The 16,762-nt window shown below is 65.5% G+C and carries 15 protein-coding genes; 4 read left to right on the top strand and 11 right to left on the bottom strand.

Annotated features, from left to right (window positions below; translation table 11 throughout):
- Window positions 1–2: 2 nt before the first annotated feature.
- From WS95_RS24010 to WS95_RS23975, 8 genes are all read right to left on the bottom strand, one after another.
- On the bottom strand, window positions 3–983 hold the full coding sequence (locus WS95_RS24010; RefSeq protein ID WP_034207138.1) for a type II secretion system F family protein: 981 nt from the start codon (window positions 981–983) through the stop codon (window positions 3–5).
- On the bottom strand, window positions 976–2,322 hold the full coding sequence (locus WS95_RS24005) for a CpaF family protein (RefSeq protein WP_034207137.1): 1,347 nt from the start codon (window positions 2,320–2,322) through the stop codon (window positions 976–978). The genes WS95_RS24010 and WS95_RS24005 overlap by 8 nt, the downstream gene beginning before the upstream one ends.
- 3 nt (window positions 2,323–2,325) lie before the next feature.
- Window positions 2,326–3,564 carry a fimbrial protein gene (locus WS95_RS24000; protein WP_034207136.1) on the bottom strand — a complete coding sequence of 413 codons (1,239 nt, stop codon included), beginning with the start codon at window positions 3,562–3,564 and terminating at the stop codon, window positions 2,326–2,328.
- A gap of 75 nt (window positions 3,565–3,639) precedes the next feature.
- Entirely contained in the window at window positions 3,640–4,971 is a 1,332-nt protein-coding gene (locus tag WS95_RS23995; RefSeq protein ID WP_034207135.1) for a type II and III secretion system protein family protein, read from the bottom strand.
- 21 nt (window positions 4,972–4,992) lie between these two features.
- A complete protein-coding gene (gene cpaB / locus WS95_RS23990; RefSeq protein ID WP_034207134.1) occupies window positions 4,993–5,892 on the bottom strand; it encodes a Flp pilus assembly protein CpaB in 900 nt (299 codons plus the stop codon).
- A 95-nt stretch (window positions 5,893–5,987) separates the two neighbouring features.
- The gene (locus WS95_RS23985; protein ID WP_059785483.1) at window positions 5,988–6,482 is read right to left on the bottom strand and encodes a TadE/TadG family type IV pilus assembly protein; all 495 of its coding nucleotides are present in this window, start codon (window positions 6,480–6,482) and stop codon (window positions 5,988–5,990) included.
- Window positions 6,479–6,973, bottom strand: coding sequence for an A24 family peptidase (locus WS95_RS23980; RefSeq protein WP_059826538.1), 495 nt, complete (start codon window positions 6,971–6,973; stop codon window positions 6,479–6,481). Before WS95_RS23980 ends, WS95_RS23985 begins: the two co-directional genes overlap by 4 nt.
- A gap of 86 nt (window positions 6,974–7,059) precedes the next feature.
- Entirely contained in the window at window positions 7,060–7,230 is a 171-nt protein-coding gene (locus WS95_RS23975; protein ID WP_059785476.1) for a Flp family type IVb pilin, read from the bottom strand.
- A gap of 677 nt (window positions 7,231–7,907) precedes the next feature.
- Here WS95_RS23975 and WS95_RS23970 point away from each other — a divergent pair.
- From WS95_RS23970 to WS95_RS23955, 4 genes are all read left to right on the top strand, one after another.
- Window positions 7,908–9,584 carry a collagen-like triple helix repeat-containing protein gene (locus tag WS95_RS23970; protein WP_059826536.1) on the top strand — a complete coding sequence of 559 codons (1,677 nt, stop codon included), beginning with the start codon at window positions 7,908–7,910 and terminating at the stop codon, window positions 9,582–9,584.
- Window positions 9,585–9,624: 40 nt separating this feature from the next.
- A complete protein-coding gene (locus WS95_RS23965) occupies window positions 9,625–10,974 on the top strand; it encodes a collagen-like triple helix repeat-containing protein (RefSeq protein ID WP_034207129.1) in 1,350 nt (449 codons plus the stop codon).
- Between the two features lie 144 nt (window positions 10,975–11,118).
- Window positions 11,119–12,804, top strand: a complete 1,686-nt coding sequence (locus WS95_RS23960; RefSeq protein WP_059826535.1) for a ShlB/FhaC/HecB family hemolysin secretion/activation protein — start codon at window positions 11,119–11,121, stop codon at window positions 12,802–12,804.
- Window positions 12,805–12,978: 174 nt separating this feature from the next.
- Window positions 12,979–13,440: a DUF2147 domain-containing protein gene (locus WS95_RS23955; protein WP_034207127.1), complete on the top strand. Its 462-nt coding sequence runs from the start codon at window positions 12,979–12,981 to the stop codon at window positions 13,438–13,440.
- Window positions 13,441–13,543: 103 nt separating this feature from the next.
- On the opposite strand, the gene WS95_RS23950 is transcribed toward WS95_RS23955, so the two are convergent.
- From WS95_RS23950 to lpdA, 3 genes are all read right to left on the bottom strand, one after another.
- On the bottom strand, window positions 13,544–13,954 hold the full coding sequence (locus tag WS95_RS23950; RefSeq protein ID WP_034207126.1) for a transposase: 411 nt from the start codon (window positions 13,952–13,954) through the stop codon (window positions 13,544–13,546).
- A gap of 149 nt (window positions 13,955–14,103) precedes the next feature.
- Window positions 14,104–15,201 carry a cell division protein ZapE gene (zapE, locus tag WS95_RS23945; RefSeq protein ID WP_059826533.1) on the bottom strand — a complete coding sequence of 366 codons (1,098 nt, stop codon included), beginning with the start codon at window positions 15,199–15,201 and terminating at the stop codon, window positions 14,104–14,106.
- Between the two features lie 99 nt (window positions 15,202–15,300).
- A complete protein-coding gene (gene lpdA / locus WS95_RS23940; RefSeq protein ID WP_059826530.1) occupies window positions 15,301–16,731 on the bottom strand; it encodes a dihydrolipoyl dehydrogenase in 1,431 nt (476 codons plus the stop codon).
- Window positions 16,732–16,762 lie beyond the last annotated feature (31 nt).

The following is a 16,762-nucleotide window of genomic DNA, read 5'->3' as shown; positions in this document are numbered from 1 at the left end:
ATTCACCTCAGCCGCGCGAGCCGGAACAGCCAGAGACCGCCGATCGCCTGCAGCGCGAACGCCAGGTAAATCAGCTGACGTCCGTTATCGTCGCTCCACATCGCCGTGAAGTAGCGCGGGCTCGTCGCGATGACGAAGCTGCCGACCGCGATCGGCAACAGCGCCAGCACCCACGCCGACAGCCGGGTCTCGGCCGACATCGCCGACAGTTCGCGTTCCGCCTGCTCGAGATCGCGCATGAAGGTCGACATCCGGTCGAGCATCACGTCCGCCCGTCCGCCGTAGCGGACCGACAGACGCAGCACCGCCCCGACCAGTTCGAATTCGCGGATACGATAGGTGTGCGCGATGTGCAGCATCGCGCGGTCGATCTCGACGCCGGAGCGCAGCATCTGCGACACGTCGTCGAGGCAGCGGCGCAGCGGCATCTCGGCCGTCTGCAGCGCCGACTGGAACGCCGCCGGCACGCTGTTCCCGAGCGTCACGAGCCGCACGATCCCGTCGAGAAACGACGGCAACTGACGGACGATCTTCAGGCGGCGCCGGCTGATGCGCGACGTGACCCACAGAACGACGAGCACACTGCCCGCCACGGCCGCCGCCGCCGCGGCGAGCGCGCCGCCGGCCATGCCGGCCCACAACGCGAGCAGCACGATGACGGCAAGCACCATCACGAGCCCGGTGCGCACTTCATCGAGGCCCGCGCGGTCGGACAGCACGGTCCACGCGTCGAGCACCGACGCGCGCCAGCGCGCGAGCCCTTGTTCGACTGCTTGCGCGTTCGCCGTACCGGCCGCCGGGGCGCGTGCGGGGCGCGTATCGCCAGTCGGGGGAGCGGAACGCGCGCCCTGTCCCACGCGGCTGTCGAAGAACCGCTGCGTATGCGCACGCCCTTCACGCACCTGACTTCCGCGCCACAGCAGCAATCCGGCCGCCGCGCAGATCAGCGCGAACATCAGCGCGAGCAAGGTGGCGCTAGACATTGAAGCCTCCGCCTCGCCCGAAGTTGCCACCGAACCCGCCGCCGCCCGCGGACACCAGCGTGCTGCGGAAACGTGCCAGCTTCGGCGAATGCGGATGAATGCCGAGCGACTCCCAATGATCGATCTCTTCGCCCTCCGGCGTGACGCGCGCCTCGTAGCGATACAGCTCCTGCGTCGATACGACGTTGTCCGACATGCCGGTGACTTCGGTGATCGACAGGATGCGGCGGCGGCCGTTGGACAGCCGGCCGATCTGCACGATGAAGTCGATCGCGTTGGCGATCTGCCGCCGCAGGCTTGCTTCGGTGCCCTGAAAACCGGCGAAGCCGGCCAGCATCTCGAGCCGGTACAGGCATTCGCGCGGCGAGCTGGCGTGCACGGTACCCATCGATCCGTCGTGGCCGGTATTCATCGCCTGCAGCATTTCGAGCACTTCGCCGCCGCGCACTTCGCCGACGATGATCCGGTCCGGCCGCATCCGCAGCGTATTTCGCAGCAGGTCGCGAATCGTCACCACGCCGCTGCCGTCGAACCCGCCGGGACGGCTCTCGAGCCGCACGACGTGAGGGTGATTCAACGACAGTTCGGCCGTATCCTCGATCGTCACGACGCGTTCGGCCATCGGGATGTGAAACGCCAGCGCGTTCAGCAGCGACGTCTTGCCCGAACTGGTGCCGCCCGACACGAGGACGTTGCAGCGCGCATCGACCGCGGCTTCGAGCAGCCGGCCGATTTCCTCGTTGTAGGTGCCGTTGCCCAGCAGGTCCTCGGGCTTCAACGGGTCCTTGCGAAATTTCCGGATCGATACGACCGGCCCGTCGATCGACAGCGGTTCGATCACGACGTTGACCCGCCCGCCGTCGGGCAGCCGCGCATCGACCATCGGGTTCGATTCGTCGAGCCGCCGGCCGACCGGTGCGAGAATCCGTCGCACGATCCGCAGCAGATGCGCGTTGTCGGTAAAGCGGATCGGCAGCTTCGACAGGATCCCGTGGCGCGACACGTAGATGTCGTTGTAGCCGTTGATCAGGATGTCCTCGACGTGCGGGTCGGCCAACAGGTCTTCGATCGGCCCGAAGCCGGCGAGCTCCTTCGTCAGCGCCTCGGCCACCGCGCGCACCTCGCTCTCGTTGAGCGGAATGCGCCGCAGCCGCACGAAGCTGTCGATTTCGAGATCGACGAACTGATTGATCGCCTGTCGCGACCAACGGCCGAATTCGGCACCCAGCTCCTCGATCCGCGTGAGCAGATGCTCGTGCGCGGCATTCTTGATGTCGTGGAACTGTTGCGTTTGCGAGAACGGCGCTGCGCCGTCGGCAAATTGAATGTCGTGTGCCATCGCTTACGACCGCTTCGTTGAGGATTGAATGATGCGCCTGAGCGCCGAGAGGCCGCCGGCCGCACGCGGGGTCGCTCCGGGCGCCGGCGCGCCCGCGAGGCGCTCGACCAGCGGCCCGAGCGCACGGACGTACGGATCACGTTCCGCGACCTCTGCGATCAGCTTGCCCTGGTTCGCCGCATGCCCGATCGACACGCGCCGCGACGGCAGTGTCGCAACCAGCGACAGTTCGAGCCGTTCGGCGATCTGTGCGGGCATCAAGCCGAGCTCGGCGTCGAACTGGTTGACGACGAGCCGGATCCGGTCGGTCGCGGCACCGGCCTCGCGCAACCCGTCCAGCATCTCGACGGCAGACACGACCGACGCCACGCCCTGGTCGCAAACCAGCCATGCTTCGTCCGCCAGGTTCACGACCTGCGCGATGAATTCGCGATTCGGAAAGCCGCCGAGATCGACGATCTGGTGATCGAAGAACGCCCGCAGCCGGTTCAGCAGCGCCGCGCACGACGCCGTCGCCACGTCGCGCAGCTCGGCGAGATTCGGCGGCAGCGTCGTCAGGGCGACGCCGCTCGAGTGGCGCGCGAGCGCAGTCGTCACGAACGTGCGGTCGATCCGGCGCAGGTTGCGCACCGCCTCGACGAAATGAAATTCGCAGCGCGTGTTCAGGAACAGCGCGCCGTCGCCGGCCGGCAGCCCGAGATCGAGGAGCGCCGCCGTGTGCGCGGGTGCGGCCGGCCGGCGCTGCATCAGCACCGACAGGTTCGCGGCGAGCGTGCTCACCCCCATCCCGGCGCGCGCACCGAGCAATGCGGTGACCTTCCCATGGCGATTCGCCGGCTCGCCGACGTTGTCGAGCAACACCCGCGTGATCCGCAGCGCTTCGTCGGCCGGTGCGGAAAAATCGACGAAATCGCGCACCCCCGCGCGCAGCGCGGCGAGTGCGCCTTCGGGTTGCGCGAGCGAGCCCAGTGCGACGACCGGCACGCCCGGATGCGCCGCGCGTACCGCGGATACCACCGTGCTTGCAGCCGCGCAATCACCGGAAAAATCGATGAATACCAGCGCCGGATTCAACACGCCGATACGCTGCGACAGCGCGGCGCCGTCGAGCGGTACCCCTTCGACCGCGCCGGCGGACACCAGCGATTGCGACAGCCAATGCACATGCTCGGCAAGAGAGGATGCGCAGACGAAGTGGTCGGTGACGGCGGGCTCAGCCAAGGAATAGGTTCTCGCATTCATCTTGAATACTCCCAATGAAGCAAGGCATCGCGTCATGCGCGACGGCCTGCGCGGTCCGGTAACGATTCGGCGCGCTCATTTCGAGAACCCCGGCCCTGCGTCCGGCGATGCCATGCCGCCCAGGTACGAACGCCACACCGGACCGTCGCGCTGCTCGGACAGCTCCCCCGGCGTCGCCGGCAGCGGTGCGCCCTGCGCGATCGGTGCAACGAGATGCGGCGTCACGATGATCACGAGCTCCTTGTCGTTCTGCTGGTAGCTCAGATTCTTGAAAAACGCGCCGATGATCGGCAGATCGCCCAGGAACGGCACCTTGTTGACGTTGGACGTGGTCTCGCGGTCGATCAAGCCGCCGATCACGAAGCTTTCGCCGTCGCCGAGCTCGACCGTCGTGTCCGCACGCCGCGTCGTCAGCGCGGGCACCTGCACGCCGTTGATCGTGATCGAATGCACGAAGTCGAGCTGACTCGATTCGGGCGCGACCTTCAGCGCGATCCGCCGCGGATTCAGCACGGTCGGCGTCACCGTCAGCCCGACGCCGTAGGGTTTCCACTCGATCGAGATCGTGCCGAGCGATTGCGGCACCGGCACCGGAATTTCGCCGCCCGCGAGGAAATTCGCGCTCTGGCCGGACAACGCGACGAGCGTCGGCTGCGCGAGTACTCGGGCCAGGTTATTCGCCTCGAGAATCGACAGGTCGGCGAACAACCCGCGGGACATGGAATGGATGACGAGGTTGAACGCCGACGAAATCGGCACGTTCGTGTTGTAGGTGAGCGAGCTGTTCGGCGAGCCGGTAATCGATGTCAGCCCCGTCGGCGCGAAGGCCCCGAACGCAAAGCCGTTGCTCTGCTTGAAGAAATTGAGCCCCGCCTGCTTCAGCACCGAGCGGCTGAATTCGACGACCCGCACGTCGACCTGCACGACATTCTTGCCGGAGATCGTCGACGCATCCAGCGTCGTCCCGTCCTTGCCGCCGACCGTCTTCGCCGCATGCACGGCCCGCTGATGGCCGTCGAGCGTTCCGGACGTACCGCCGATCACCGTCGTGCCGCCGTACGTGTTCACGCTCGGCGACGCGCCGTCGAGGAGTGCCCGCGCCGCCCCGCTCGTGACGTTCACGTTATAGACGGTCGGCTCGTCGCGGCCGCGCTCCCAGATCATCACGTTCGTCGCGCCGGCATTCTTCGCCACCAGCAGCACGCCGCCGCGCCCGCCCTTGACGACGACCACGTCGGCCACCGACGGATCGCCGACCGCAACCCGCTGCAGCGCACGCCCCGTCGCAAGCTGCCGTTGCGCGCCGATTGCAAGGCTGATCGTCCCGCTCGTGTCGGCCGCGTCCGACAGCGGCGGCATCGCCAGCGCGCTCAATGCAATAGCCAAACCAATCAGTTTCTTTTTCATTGTTTGCCGTCTTCGTCCCACTCAATAAGCGACCGTTTCGGTCCGCCCACCCCGAATCACTTCGATGCCGCCACCGCTCGGACGCCGTGCGACCACCCGCGGCGCCACACGCGGAGCCGGCGCCGTCGCACTCTTCGACAACTCGCCCAGCACCATGCCGGCAGCGGCAACCGCCGACGGGCTCTTGTCGTCGCCGACGCGAACCGCGACGGTTTGCGCCGCGACATCGTCGTCGCGTGGGTTACGCAGCGCGAGCAGGAGTCGACCGCTCTGCTCGGCGAGCGTCAGCGCGTCGACCTGTGCGGTGGGCACGGCCAGCACCGCGGTCCGCGTCCCGACCACCGAGCCGTTCGAACTGTCTCGCTCGGTCGTTGCATCGCCGAACGACAGCACACGAACCTTCGACATCAGCAGCCGCGCCTGAGTATTCACGATCTCCGCCGTCGACGTCCCGCCGATCGCCACGCCGGTTCCGTCGCGCTTCAGATTCACGAACACGTCGACATAGTTGCCGGGGCGCACGCGATTGCCGACCGCGTTGGTCTCGTCGACCTTGATCGCGACGGCGCGCTCTCCCGGTGCGATCTGCTCGGCGAGACCGGACGACAATGCGCTCGCGACGACGGCCGCATGGGCGGGAATGTCGGCTGCCGGGGTGCGACCGACCAGTTGCAGCGGATCGGCGAACGCCCCCTGGGGCGCGGCGGTCGACTGCTGGACCTTCAGCGCATCGGCCGGAATCGGTTGGCCGGCTTGCAACGGCCGAGTCGTCACGACGACCGGCACGCTCTGCGTGGCGACCGTCGAGGCAACCGGCGCGACATCGGCCGGCTTGCGACCGAGCATCCATGCATAGACGCCGAGCAGAATCGCGATCGCGATCAGCAAACCCGCAATGATCTTCGTCAGATTGTTGGCCATGGTGTTGTTATGCTTCCCCGCTACTCACGATTGAATTCTCCACGCAACGTTGCCGACCGGGCGCCCTCGACCCGGCACGACGCCGCAGCTGCCGTCTATATGATGTTGACCGGGCTGATCTGGACCATCGCGGTTCCGGTGAGTGTCGATGGCACCGGCAACAGCGAACCGAGCAGCGGGAACGCCGGAATCAGGGGACTCTGCGAGTAGGGGTAGGTCAGCGTGATCTGCACGCACAGCATCGTCGGGTCGTACGAACAATTGCCTTGCTGCGTGGGCGAGCATGTCGACCCTTTCAGCCACGTGGTCAGGTTCGTCGCGGCCGTGCATGCGGCCTGGGCTCGCGCCGCCAACGCGGCTTGCTGCGCTGCCTGCACCGACGCGGCCGCACCGACCTGCTGATAGTTCAGCGCGGCGCGAGCGCCTTCCGTTGCGGCAAGCGTCAGGTTCTGCTGGGCCGCGAAGATCATCCCGTACGTGATGATCGCGTACAGGATCAGGAAGAACACGGGCAACATCAGCGCAAATTCGATCGCCGTCGCACCGCGCTCGCGACGTCGCATACCGGATACCGGACAAACGACCGTCATTGCATCCCCCCGGTCGCGATCCGGTACAGGCACCACAGCGCCGCGGGAATCACGAGAAACGCGGCATACGGCGACGCCCGGAAACCGGCGATCTGCATCGTCGGCGAACGCCGCTGCCACAACGCCGACACGGGCGTACGGGTGGCGAAGATCAGCGTACCGGCATGCGCGAATGCCAGCAGGCTCGCAGTGATCCAGAGCCACAGCAGCGCATGCGGGCCGCACCACGCGCCCAGCACCGCGAATACCTTGACATCCGCGGCACCCATTACGCGCAGCACAAAAAAGGGAAAGAGGCTCAGAAAACCGACCAGTACGCCAATGAGCGCCTGATTCACGGATATGCCGAACGGATTATGTCCGGCGAGTACAAATGCAAACGCGAATCCACCGATCACCAGTGAATTCGGTATACGCCTATGACGGATGTCCTCGAGCGCGACAAGCATCGCCCACGCGAGGAAAACCCCGACGCCAGTGAGCAGGATCATTTACACCCCGAACGGCAAAACTTACCGCGCGGATTGCCGAAGCAATCCGCGCCCCTGACAACAGGGAAATGAGCAAAGCTCGTTCGTTATGCCGCCGGCAGTTTGCTGGCGATGTAGGTGAACGCACCCGAGATGCCACCCGTCAACGTGCTCATCGCACTGACGAGAGCGACGGCGATGAGTCCGGCGATGAGTCCGTACTCGACTGCGGTAACCCCGTCTTCTTCCTTAAGGAAACGCTTGATGATTGCTTTCATTTTATTCCTCGTGCCTGTATTTACGTTTTCTGGCCTTTTATACGTATACGTCCCCGCATATCTGGCCGTTTGCCCCAGCCGTTCGCCACATCTGCTGTAACGACAACCGGGTGCGCTTTCTTTATAGGTCGCCCCGAAGGGCATTGCTCACGATTTGATGCAAGTTAACATTCGCGATAGTGCCCCTCCTCGAACGTAGTGTACCGAACCGTACATTTGCTTACATCTGCTCCCGATTCTATATCCGTTCCCATTTAAATTCCAACCTCTTTTCAACTACTCGGGCGGAAAAAATGATCAGGAGCACAACGTATTTGTACGGCGTTTCGGTACGACTTACACATAGGATTTACGATAGGTTAGATGTGCACACCTAATCCACCAGTAAAACAATTGCCTCGTCCACCAAACCTGCGTGGGCCCCACGTTACGCCGCATCCGTAACGCCAATGTTGTGACGTTACGTTACGAAACGGCCGAAACCGTTCTCATTCATCCTCTCTTAAACAGATTCAACAATCTTTCAATTTCCATAACTTCCTTCTCCGACAAGGAATTGCCTCGTTTAAAACCGGTCGTCGAACCGTCGGGCATCGAAATGGCACGACAGTTGCAGAGTAGTCCTCGCACCACTCAACACAACGCAGTTCACAACACATTTTTAATGCGAGGACGAAATGGACATTAAGGTTATCCCTCATGGCGTGTTCCGGACGACTCTGATCGCGGCCACCGTTGCAGCCATGCTTTCCCTTTCCGCTTGCGGCGGCTCCGGCTCCATCAGCCAGGGTCTCGGCGGCGGCTCGAGCTCCGGCGGCGGCGATACGATCTCCACGTCGGGCGGCAACGGCTCGAGCGGCACGTCGGGTACGAGCGGTACCTCCGGCACGAGTGGTACCTCGGGCACGAGCGGCACGTCCGGCACCAGCGGAACCTCGGGCACGAGCGGTACGTCCGGCACCAGCGGAACCTCGGGCACGAGCGGTACGTCCGGCACCTCCGGTGTGTCGGCGAACCCGGTGGGAAATGTCCTCGCAAGCGGCAGCAACATCATCACGAATGCCGGCAGCACCGTCTCCGGTCTCGGCTCCGTCATCGGTAGCCAAACGCTGCCGGGCGTCAATCCGGCCACCACGCAAGCCGCGGGCGGCATCGTGCAAAGCGTGGGCGGCGCGGTCTCTGCGCTGGGCAACGGCCTCGGCAGCGGGCTCGGCCAGCTCGGCGCGACGAAGGATCCGGTCGGCACCACGGTCGCCAGCACGGGCGGCGTGGTCAATCAGCTCGGCGGCGCAGTCACGCAAACGGGCAACCTCGTCACGAGCCTCGGCAGCGGCCCGCTGTCACCGCTCGCGCCGGTCACGGGCGCGGTCGGCGGCCTCGTCACGACGCTCGGCGGCGCCGTGTCAAACGGCGGCACCACGCTCACCAACGTGCTGTCGACCGGCCCGATCCAGCAGGTCACGCAGACGGTCAGCTCGGCCATCACGCCGATCACGACGATGGTCGGCCAGACGACCCAGACGATCGGCACGGCAACCGGCCTCGGCGCGCCGGTCAATACGCTGCTCGGCACGGTCGGCAACGGGCTGAATCAGGCCGGCGCGCTGCTCGCATCGACGGGCGGCAACCCGGTCACCACCGGCCTCGGCAACACCGTCTCGTCGACGGGCAATACCGTGAAGGCCGTCGGTGGCCTGCTCACGGGCGGCACCGGCGGCGTGACAAACCCGCTTGCCCCGCTCACGGGTCTCGTGTCGACGGTTACCGGCGCACTCGGCGGCGCAACGGGTGGCGGCAGCGGCCCGCTCGCACCGGTCACGGGCCTGGTCTCGACCGTCACGGGCGCACTGGGTGGCGCAGCAGGCGGCAGCGGCGGCCCGCTCGCGCCGGTCACGGGGCTCGTCTCGACGGTCACGGGTGCACTGGGTGGCGCAGCAGGCGGCAGCGGCGGTCCGCTCGCACCGGTCACGGGCCTCGTCTCGACGGTCACGGGTGCACTGGGCGGCGCAGCAGGCGGCAGCGGCGGTCCGCTCGCACCGGTTACGGGCCTCGTCTCGACGGTCACCGGCGCGCTCGGCGGCGCAACGGGCGGTACCAGCGGCGGCCCGCTCGCACCGGTCACGGGCCTCCTCGGCGCAGTCACGGGCGCACTCGGCGGCGTGACGGGCGGCGCAGGCGGCAGCAGCCCGCTCGCACCGGTGACGAATGCCGTCTCCACGGTCACGAGCACGGTCGGCGTACCGGCACTGAGCGGCGGCACGGGTGCCGTCACGAACGCGGGCTCGTCGTCGAATCCGCTTGCGCCCGTCACGTCGCTGATCGGCGGCCTGCTCGGCGGCACGCACGGCAAGTAATCCGACATCCATTCATCGAAAAGACAGCGAGGAGTCCATCATGTCCCAGCAACGTTCCATCACGACGGTCGCCCTGCGCCACTGGCGCATGCCCCTCACCGCCTTCGCCGCAGCGTGCCTGCTGGCCGCCTGCGGCGGTGGCGGCGTCAGCTCGCCGCCGACCAGCAGCAACGACAACAACAACCCGAGCACGAGCGGCACGCCCGGCACGAGCGGCACCAGCGGTTCGCCGACCGGCACCAAGGGCGTCATCAGCACGGTCGGCCAGACGGCCACCGACCTCGGCAGCACGGTCGGCAACATCAGCCTGCCGGGCCTCGGCGACGGTGTGACGAAGGGCGTCGGCAGCACGCTGTCCAGCACCGGCACGATCGTCGGCGCGGCCGCCGATGCGGTGAGCAACGGGCTGGGGCAGATCGGCTCGACGAAGGACCCGGTCGGCACCACGGTTGCCGGTCTCGGCAACGTCGTCGGCGCGACCAGCAACACGGTGTCCGGCCTGAGCTCGACGGTCAAGGCGCTGGGCACCGGCCCGCTGGCACCGCTCGCGCCGGTCACGACGCCGGTCGGCACCGTGCTCGATACGGTCGCCAACGGCCTGACGGCCGCCGGCACGACGATCGGCTCGACGCTGTCGTCGGGCGCCGTCCAGCAGGTCACGCAACCGATCAGCTCGGCGATCACGCCGCTCGTGATCACCGCCGGCCAGGTCACGCAGCAGGTCGGCACGACGACCGGCCTCGGCCAACCCGTCTCGGGCCTGCTCGGCCAGATCGGCGGCGCAATCAGCTCGGCCGGCAAGCAGGTCGCCGGCACGTCGAGCCAGCCGCTCGTCGGCGACGTCGGCCAGCTCGTGACCGCGGTCGGCAATACCGTGACCAACACGGGCGGCCTCGTCAATCCGAACGGCCCGAACGGCGCGGCACCGATCCCCGGCCTGATCACGAGCCTCGTCGGCGGCTCGACGGCAACCGTTCAGAACGGCTCGTCGTCGGGTTCCGGTTCGACGAACCCGCTCGGCGGCCTGTTGTCGGGTCTTGGCTCGACGCCGCTCGGCTCGCTCACGGGCGCGCTCGGCGGCGCAGCGGGCGGCTCGGGCAGCGGCCCGCTCGCGCCCGTCACGAATCTCGTGTCGACGGTCACCGGCACGCTCGGCGGCGCAACGGGCGGCGCGGGCAGTGCTAACCCTCTCGCGCCCGTCACCGGTTTGCTGAATACTGTCACCGGAGCGGTCGGCGGTGCAGCAGGGTCCGGGGGCTCGAGCCCGCTCGCGCCGGTCACGTCGTTGGTCGGCAGCGTGTCGGGTACGGCGTCGTCGGGCAGCGGTTCGACGGGTCTGCTGGCACCGGTCACGGGGTTGCTGGGTACGTTGGGTAGCGTTGGCAAGTAAGGAGGACGGTCGCGTCATCGCAGCCGGAGCGAATGACGCGGCCGTACAAACACAACCGGCATTGCGGCACGCGGCGCGCGACACCCTGGTGTCGTGCGCCGGCATTACAAAGAAGACGAAAAGCAAGGCCTACGAGGAAGAACAATGAAATCCAGACTCGACAGATGGATGATGCTGCTCGCCATCGCGGCAGCAGGCACGGCACAGGCACAAACGCGCGTCGGCGGTAACCCGCTCGACTCCCTTCCCCAGATCAACGCACCGAAGACGGGCCCGAACGTCACCGTTCAGGTCGCACCGCAGGCGCCGCAATTGCAGGAGCTGCTGTCGCGACACCTGACGCCGACGACGTTCCAGGTCGAAGGCGTGAAGTCGGTGCCGTTCGAGGAAATCACGCGCCGCTTCACACCGCTCGTCGGCAAGGACATCACGATCGGCGAGCTGATCGAAACCGCCAACGGCGTGACGAAGCTGTACCAGGAACGCGGCTACGCGCTGTCGTTCGCGTTCGTTCCCGCGCAGACGTTCGAGAACGGTGTCGTGCGCATCACGGTGGTCGAAGGCTACGTGGCGGACGTCAAGGTCACCGGCAAACCCGGCGCGATGGAACCGAAGATTCGCGCGATCGCCGCGCACATCACGGCCGATCGTCCGCTGCGCCGCGCGACGTTCGAGCGCTACGTGAACACGTTCGGCCTGCTGCCCGGCCTGACGGTGAAAGCGAATGTCCCGCCGCCGCAAACCACCGACGGCGCGACGACGCTCGAACTTGCGGTGGATCGCAAGCCGTTCAACGTCAGCACGGGTATCGACTTCAACCACCCGGGCGTCCAGGGCCTCATCACCGCAACCGAAAACGGCCTCACGTCGTTCGGCGAGCAGTTGAGCATCTCGGCGCTCGCGCCGCCGGGGCGCGACAAGCAGACCTACTTCGCGTTCAGCGGCGCCCTGCCCGTCGGCAGCAGCGGCCTGATCACGCGCCTCGATGCCAGCACGTATCGCGGCAAACCGACCGATAACCCGGGGTTGCCGTCGACTATCGAACGTACAGTCAAGAACGAAAAACTAGGTCTTTCGGCTTCCTATCCGATTTTGTTGAACAACCAGCGCAGCCTGCTTGGCACCGTGTCGGGTTATGCGTCGCATAACGAAGATCGCTACCAGAACAAAATCACCGGTGCGACGCTCGACAACCGGTCGCAGGTTCGCGTCCTTCAAATGCAGCTCGACTACACGAGTGTCCAACCGAAGCAGGTACGTAAATTGAGCGTCAACGTCGCCAAGGCATTCGATGTCCTCGGCGCATCGAAATCGCAGGTCGGTACCAACGGCGGCACCACAACAAACTACGACGACCCCATCTCGCTGACCTTCGTCCGCACCGGCGCGACCTTCACGCAGACGAACGAATGGCCGTTCCGGATCGGCACGTCGGTGTCGCTGACCGGGCAATACAGTCCCGACTCGCTGCCGACGTCCGAACAGATCTCGTTCGGCTCGACCCGCTACGCGCTCGGCTACCAGCCGGGCGAAACGTCGGGCGACTCGGGCTGGGGGATGTCGCTCGAAGTCAACCGCGGTTTCACACCGGGCTGGACGTATCTGAAATCGATCACGCCGTACATCGCGTACGACATGGCGCGCGTGTATCTGCACTCGGGCACGCCATCGCCGAACCGCATGTCGTCGGTCGGCATCGGCGTGCGGCTGACGGACAGCCGCTACTACAGTCTCGACCTGAACGTCGCCAAGCCGGTGGGCGACGCACCGGTCGAAAGCGCGTCACGCAGCCCGCGCATCAACGCCGCGTTCTCGTATCAGCTCAACTGATCGGTCACCAAAGTCGCCCCACAGCCCGCGTCACGCGGGCTGTTTCGATTAGAGTCCCCTCTATCAAACGTGGCGCACGGTTTCACGTATTCTGGCGAAGCTCGCAACAGACCCGCCCCATGCAGACGGGCGTACGGGCAAATCGAACAGACATGCAAAACAAGGAGGATGACAATGATTCAACTGACCCGCCCGTTGCGTGCGATCGCCATTGCCGGCGCTCTGCTCGCGTGCGCAACCCCCACGTTCGCGCAAGCCGACAGCCCCGTCGGCATGTGGCAGACGATCGACGACAACACCCATCAACCAAAAGCGCTCGTGCAGATCGCCGAGGACGGCGACGGCTCGCTGACGGGCAAGGTCGTCAAGGGCCTCGGCGCAAACGATACGCCCGATCGCCGCTGCACCGCGTGCACGGACGAGCGCAAGGATCAGCTCATCAAGGGCATGACGATCATCAAGGCGATGAAGAAGGACGGCGACCACTGGGACGGCGGCAACATTCTCGACCCGGAGAACGGCAAGGTCTACAAGTGCAAGATGACGCTTGAAGACGGCGGCCAGAAGCTCGTGGTGCGCGGCTACATCGGCGTGTCGCTGCTGGGCCGGTCGCAGACCTGGGTCCGCCAGCAATAACGCAGTACGCGCCAAAACGCGCGGCTCAATAAAAAAATCGGCCTGCGACGACGTCGTCAGGCCGATTTCCTTTTGGGGCGTGCACAACGAAAACCGAAGGACATCACGCCGCGTGCTTCATCGCATCCGATGCATAGCTACCCGGTGCACGATACGCGGGCGCCGCGTTGCTACGCGCCTCCGCCGCCTTCGATTGCGTATGCTTGCGCATCCGCGCGGACAGTTCGTTGCACAGGTTCATGCCGGCGTCGCCGTAGAGCTCACGCATCACGTTCATCAGCGTGCCCGTTTCGTGCCATACCTTGAAACGGCGATGGCATGTCTGATACGACGGGTAACGGCGCGGCATGGCCGACCATGTTGCGCCACTGTAGATCACCCACAGCACACCGTTCAGCACGGCCCGCGTATTGGCTAACGGCCGGCCGCGCAACTCGGTGCGCGGCTGCATTTCGGGCAGAAGCGGCGCGACGCAGCGCCATTCGTGGTCGGTCAAATCGCGATACGGTGTCATGGACATCTCCAGCCTTAATAACCATGACACCACAATATCGGCTCACCTCAACGATGAATATAAGACAAATCCGAAAATACCCGAAGATTCGCTGAATCTAACCGAAATTGACGTTTGAATGACGCCAATTGCGAGCACCCGCCATCCGCTCAGGTCAACGACGTATCGACGATGCGGCGCGGCGTTTCGAGATACTCCTTCGACTGCATCTCGACGATGCGCGAGACCGTACGCGCGAATTCGTTGGCCATCGGGCCTTCGACGTACAACGCTTCGGCCGGCACCGCCGCGGACATCAGCAGCTTGACCTTGTGATCGTAGAGCACGTCGATGAGCCAGGTGAAGCGGCGCGCCTCGGACGCCATCCGCGGCGACATCTGCGGCACCTCGGACAGCACGACCGCATGAAAACGGCTCGCCAGTTCGAGGTAGTCGTTCTGCGAACGCGGGCCGCCGCACAGCGTCGCGAAATCGAACCACACGACGCCGTCCGCCTTGCGCAGCGCCTTCAGTTCGCGCTTCTCGATATGCAGGATCGGGCTTTCGTCAGGCACGGCCGCGAGCTTGCCGAAGGCATGGCGCAGTTCGCGATCGGCTTCCGCGCCGAGCGGCGTGTGATACATCTTCACCTGCGCGAGCGTGCGCTGACGATAGTCGACCCCCGCGTCGACGTTGAGCACGTCGAGCTTTTCCTTGATCAGCGCGATCGCCGGCAGCATGCGGTCGCGATGCAGGCCGTCCGGATACAGGTCGTCGGGATCGTAATTGGACGTCATCACGAACTGCACGCCATTGTTGAACAGGCGATCGAGCAAGCGATACAGGATCATCGCGTCGGCGATGTCCGACACGTGAAACTCGTCGAAGCAGATCAGCCGGTAACGCTTCGCGATGCGTCGCGCGAGTTCGTCGAGCGGATCGGCCTGCCCCTTCAGTTCCTCGAGCTCGCGGTGCACTTCCCGCATGAATTCGTGGAAATGCAGGCGCGTCTTGCGCTGCACGGGTACGACTGCGTAGAAGCTGTCCATCAGGAAGCTCTTGCCGCGACCGACACCGCCCCACATGTAGACGCCGCGCGGGAGATCCGGGTGATTGATGAGCTTCTTGAAAGCGTTCGAGCGGCGCGCCTTGTAGTCGACCCATTCGTCGAAACAGCGCTGCAGGCGATCGACGGCCGCGCGCTGAGCGGGATCGGACTGATAGCCGCGCGTGGTCAGTTCGCGCGTGTAGTATTCGGTGACGTTCATCGGGCAAACCGGAAAGAACGAAGGCGAGCGGGAAACCCCGCCCGCCTTCGTCATGAGACGGCTGCGCCGGCCGACGGCCGGCAGAGCGCTACACCGTGCTCAGCTGTTCAGCGAGCGCTTGTCGACCGCGAGCGCCGCTTCGCGCATCACTTCCGACATCGACGGGTGCGGATGGCAGATGCGGGCGATGTCTTCCGACGCCGCCTTGAACTCCATCGCCACCACGGCTTCCGCGATCAGGTCCGACGCGTTCGCGGCGATCACGTGCACGCCGAGCAGTTCGTCGGTCTTCGCGTCCGCGATCATCTTCACGAAACCGTCCGGCGCGTTCATGCCGAGCGCGCGACCGTTGATCGAGAACGGGAACTTGCCCGTCTTGATCTCGCGGCCTTCGGCCTTCAGCTGCTGCTCCGTCTTGCCGACCCACGCGATTTCCGGGTACGTGTAGATCACCCACGGAATGCAGTTGTAGTCGATGTGCGGCTTCTGCCCGTCGATCACTTCCGCGACCAGCACGCCTTCGTCTTCCGCCTTGTGCGCGAGCATCGGGCCGCGCACCACGTCGCCGATCGCGTAGACGTTCGGCACGGCCGTGCGGCAGTGGTCGTCCACGTCGATGAAGCCGCGCTCGTTCGCCTTCAGGCCGATGGCCTCGAGGCCGAGGTTGTCGGTGTTCGGCACACGGCCGACCGACACGATCAGGCGGTCGGCGTCGAGCGTCTGCGCGTTGCCGTCCTTGTCCGTGTAAGCGATCGACACGTCGTTCGCGGTCGTCTTCACGTCGCCGATCTTCACGCCGAGATGGATGTCGAGGCCCTGCTTCTTGAACAGCTTCGCCGCTTCCTTCGCAAGCGCTTCGTCGGCTGCGCCGAGGAAGGCCGGCAGCGCTTCGAGCACCGTCACGTCGGCACCGAGGCGGCGCCACACCGAGCCCAGCTCGAGGCCGATCACGCCCGCGCCGATCACGGCGAGCTTCTTCGGCACCGAGTCGAACGTCAGCGCACCTTCGTTGTCCGACACGATCTTGTTGTCGACCGGGATGTTCGGCAGGTGACGCGCCTTCGAACCCGTCGCGATGATCACGTTCTTCGCGGTGACGACTTCGGTTTCACCCTCGCCGCTCACTTCGATCTGCACGCCGGCATCGGTCTTGCCGGTGAACTTGCCATGGCCCTTCAGCCAGGTGATCTTGTTCTTCTTGAACAGGAACTCGATCCCGCTCGTCATCTTCTCGACGATCGCATCCTTGCGGCCGAGCATCTTCGCGACGTCGATCTTCACGCCGTCGACCGTGATGCCGTGGTCGGCCAGGTGATGCGACGCGTTCTCGAACTCTTCCGACGACGCGAGCAGCGCCTTCGACGGGATGCAGCCGACGTTCAGGCAGGTGCCGCCGAGCTTCAGCGCGCCGGCCGGGTTCTTCCACTTCTCGATACAGGCAACGGTCTTGCCGAGCTGCGCGGCGCGAATCGCGGCGATGTAGCCGCCGGGGCCGGCGCCGATCACGACGACGTCAAATTCCTTGGACATGACAATCCTTTCTACTTGTACGCCCGCAGGT

Origin of the sequence: Burkholderia sp. MSMB1826 (genome assembly GCF_001526325.1) — a bacterium.
In the GTDB taxonomy this organism is placed as follows: Bacteria; Pseudomonadota; Gammaproteobacteria; order Burkholderiales; family Burkholderiaceae; genus Burkholderia.
This window is presented reverse-complemented; position numbering and strand designations above follow the sequence as displayed.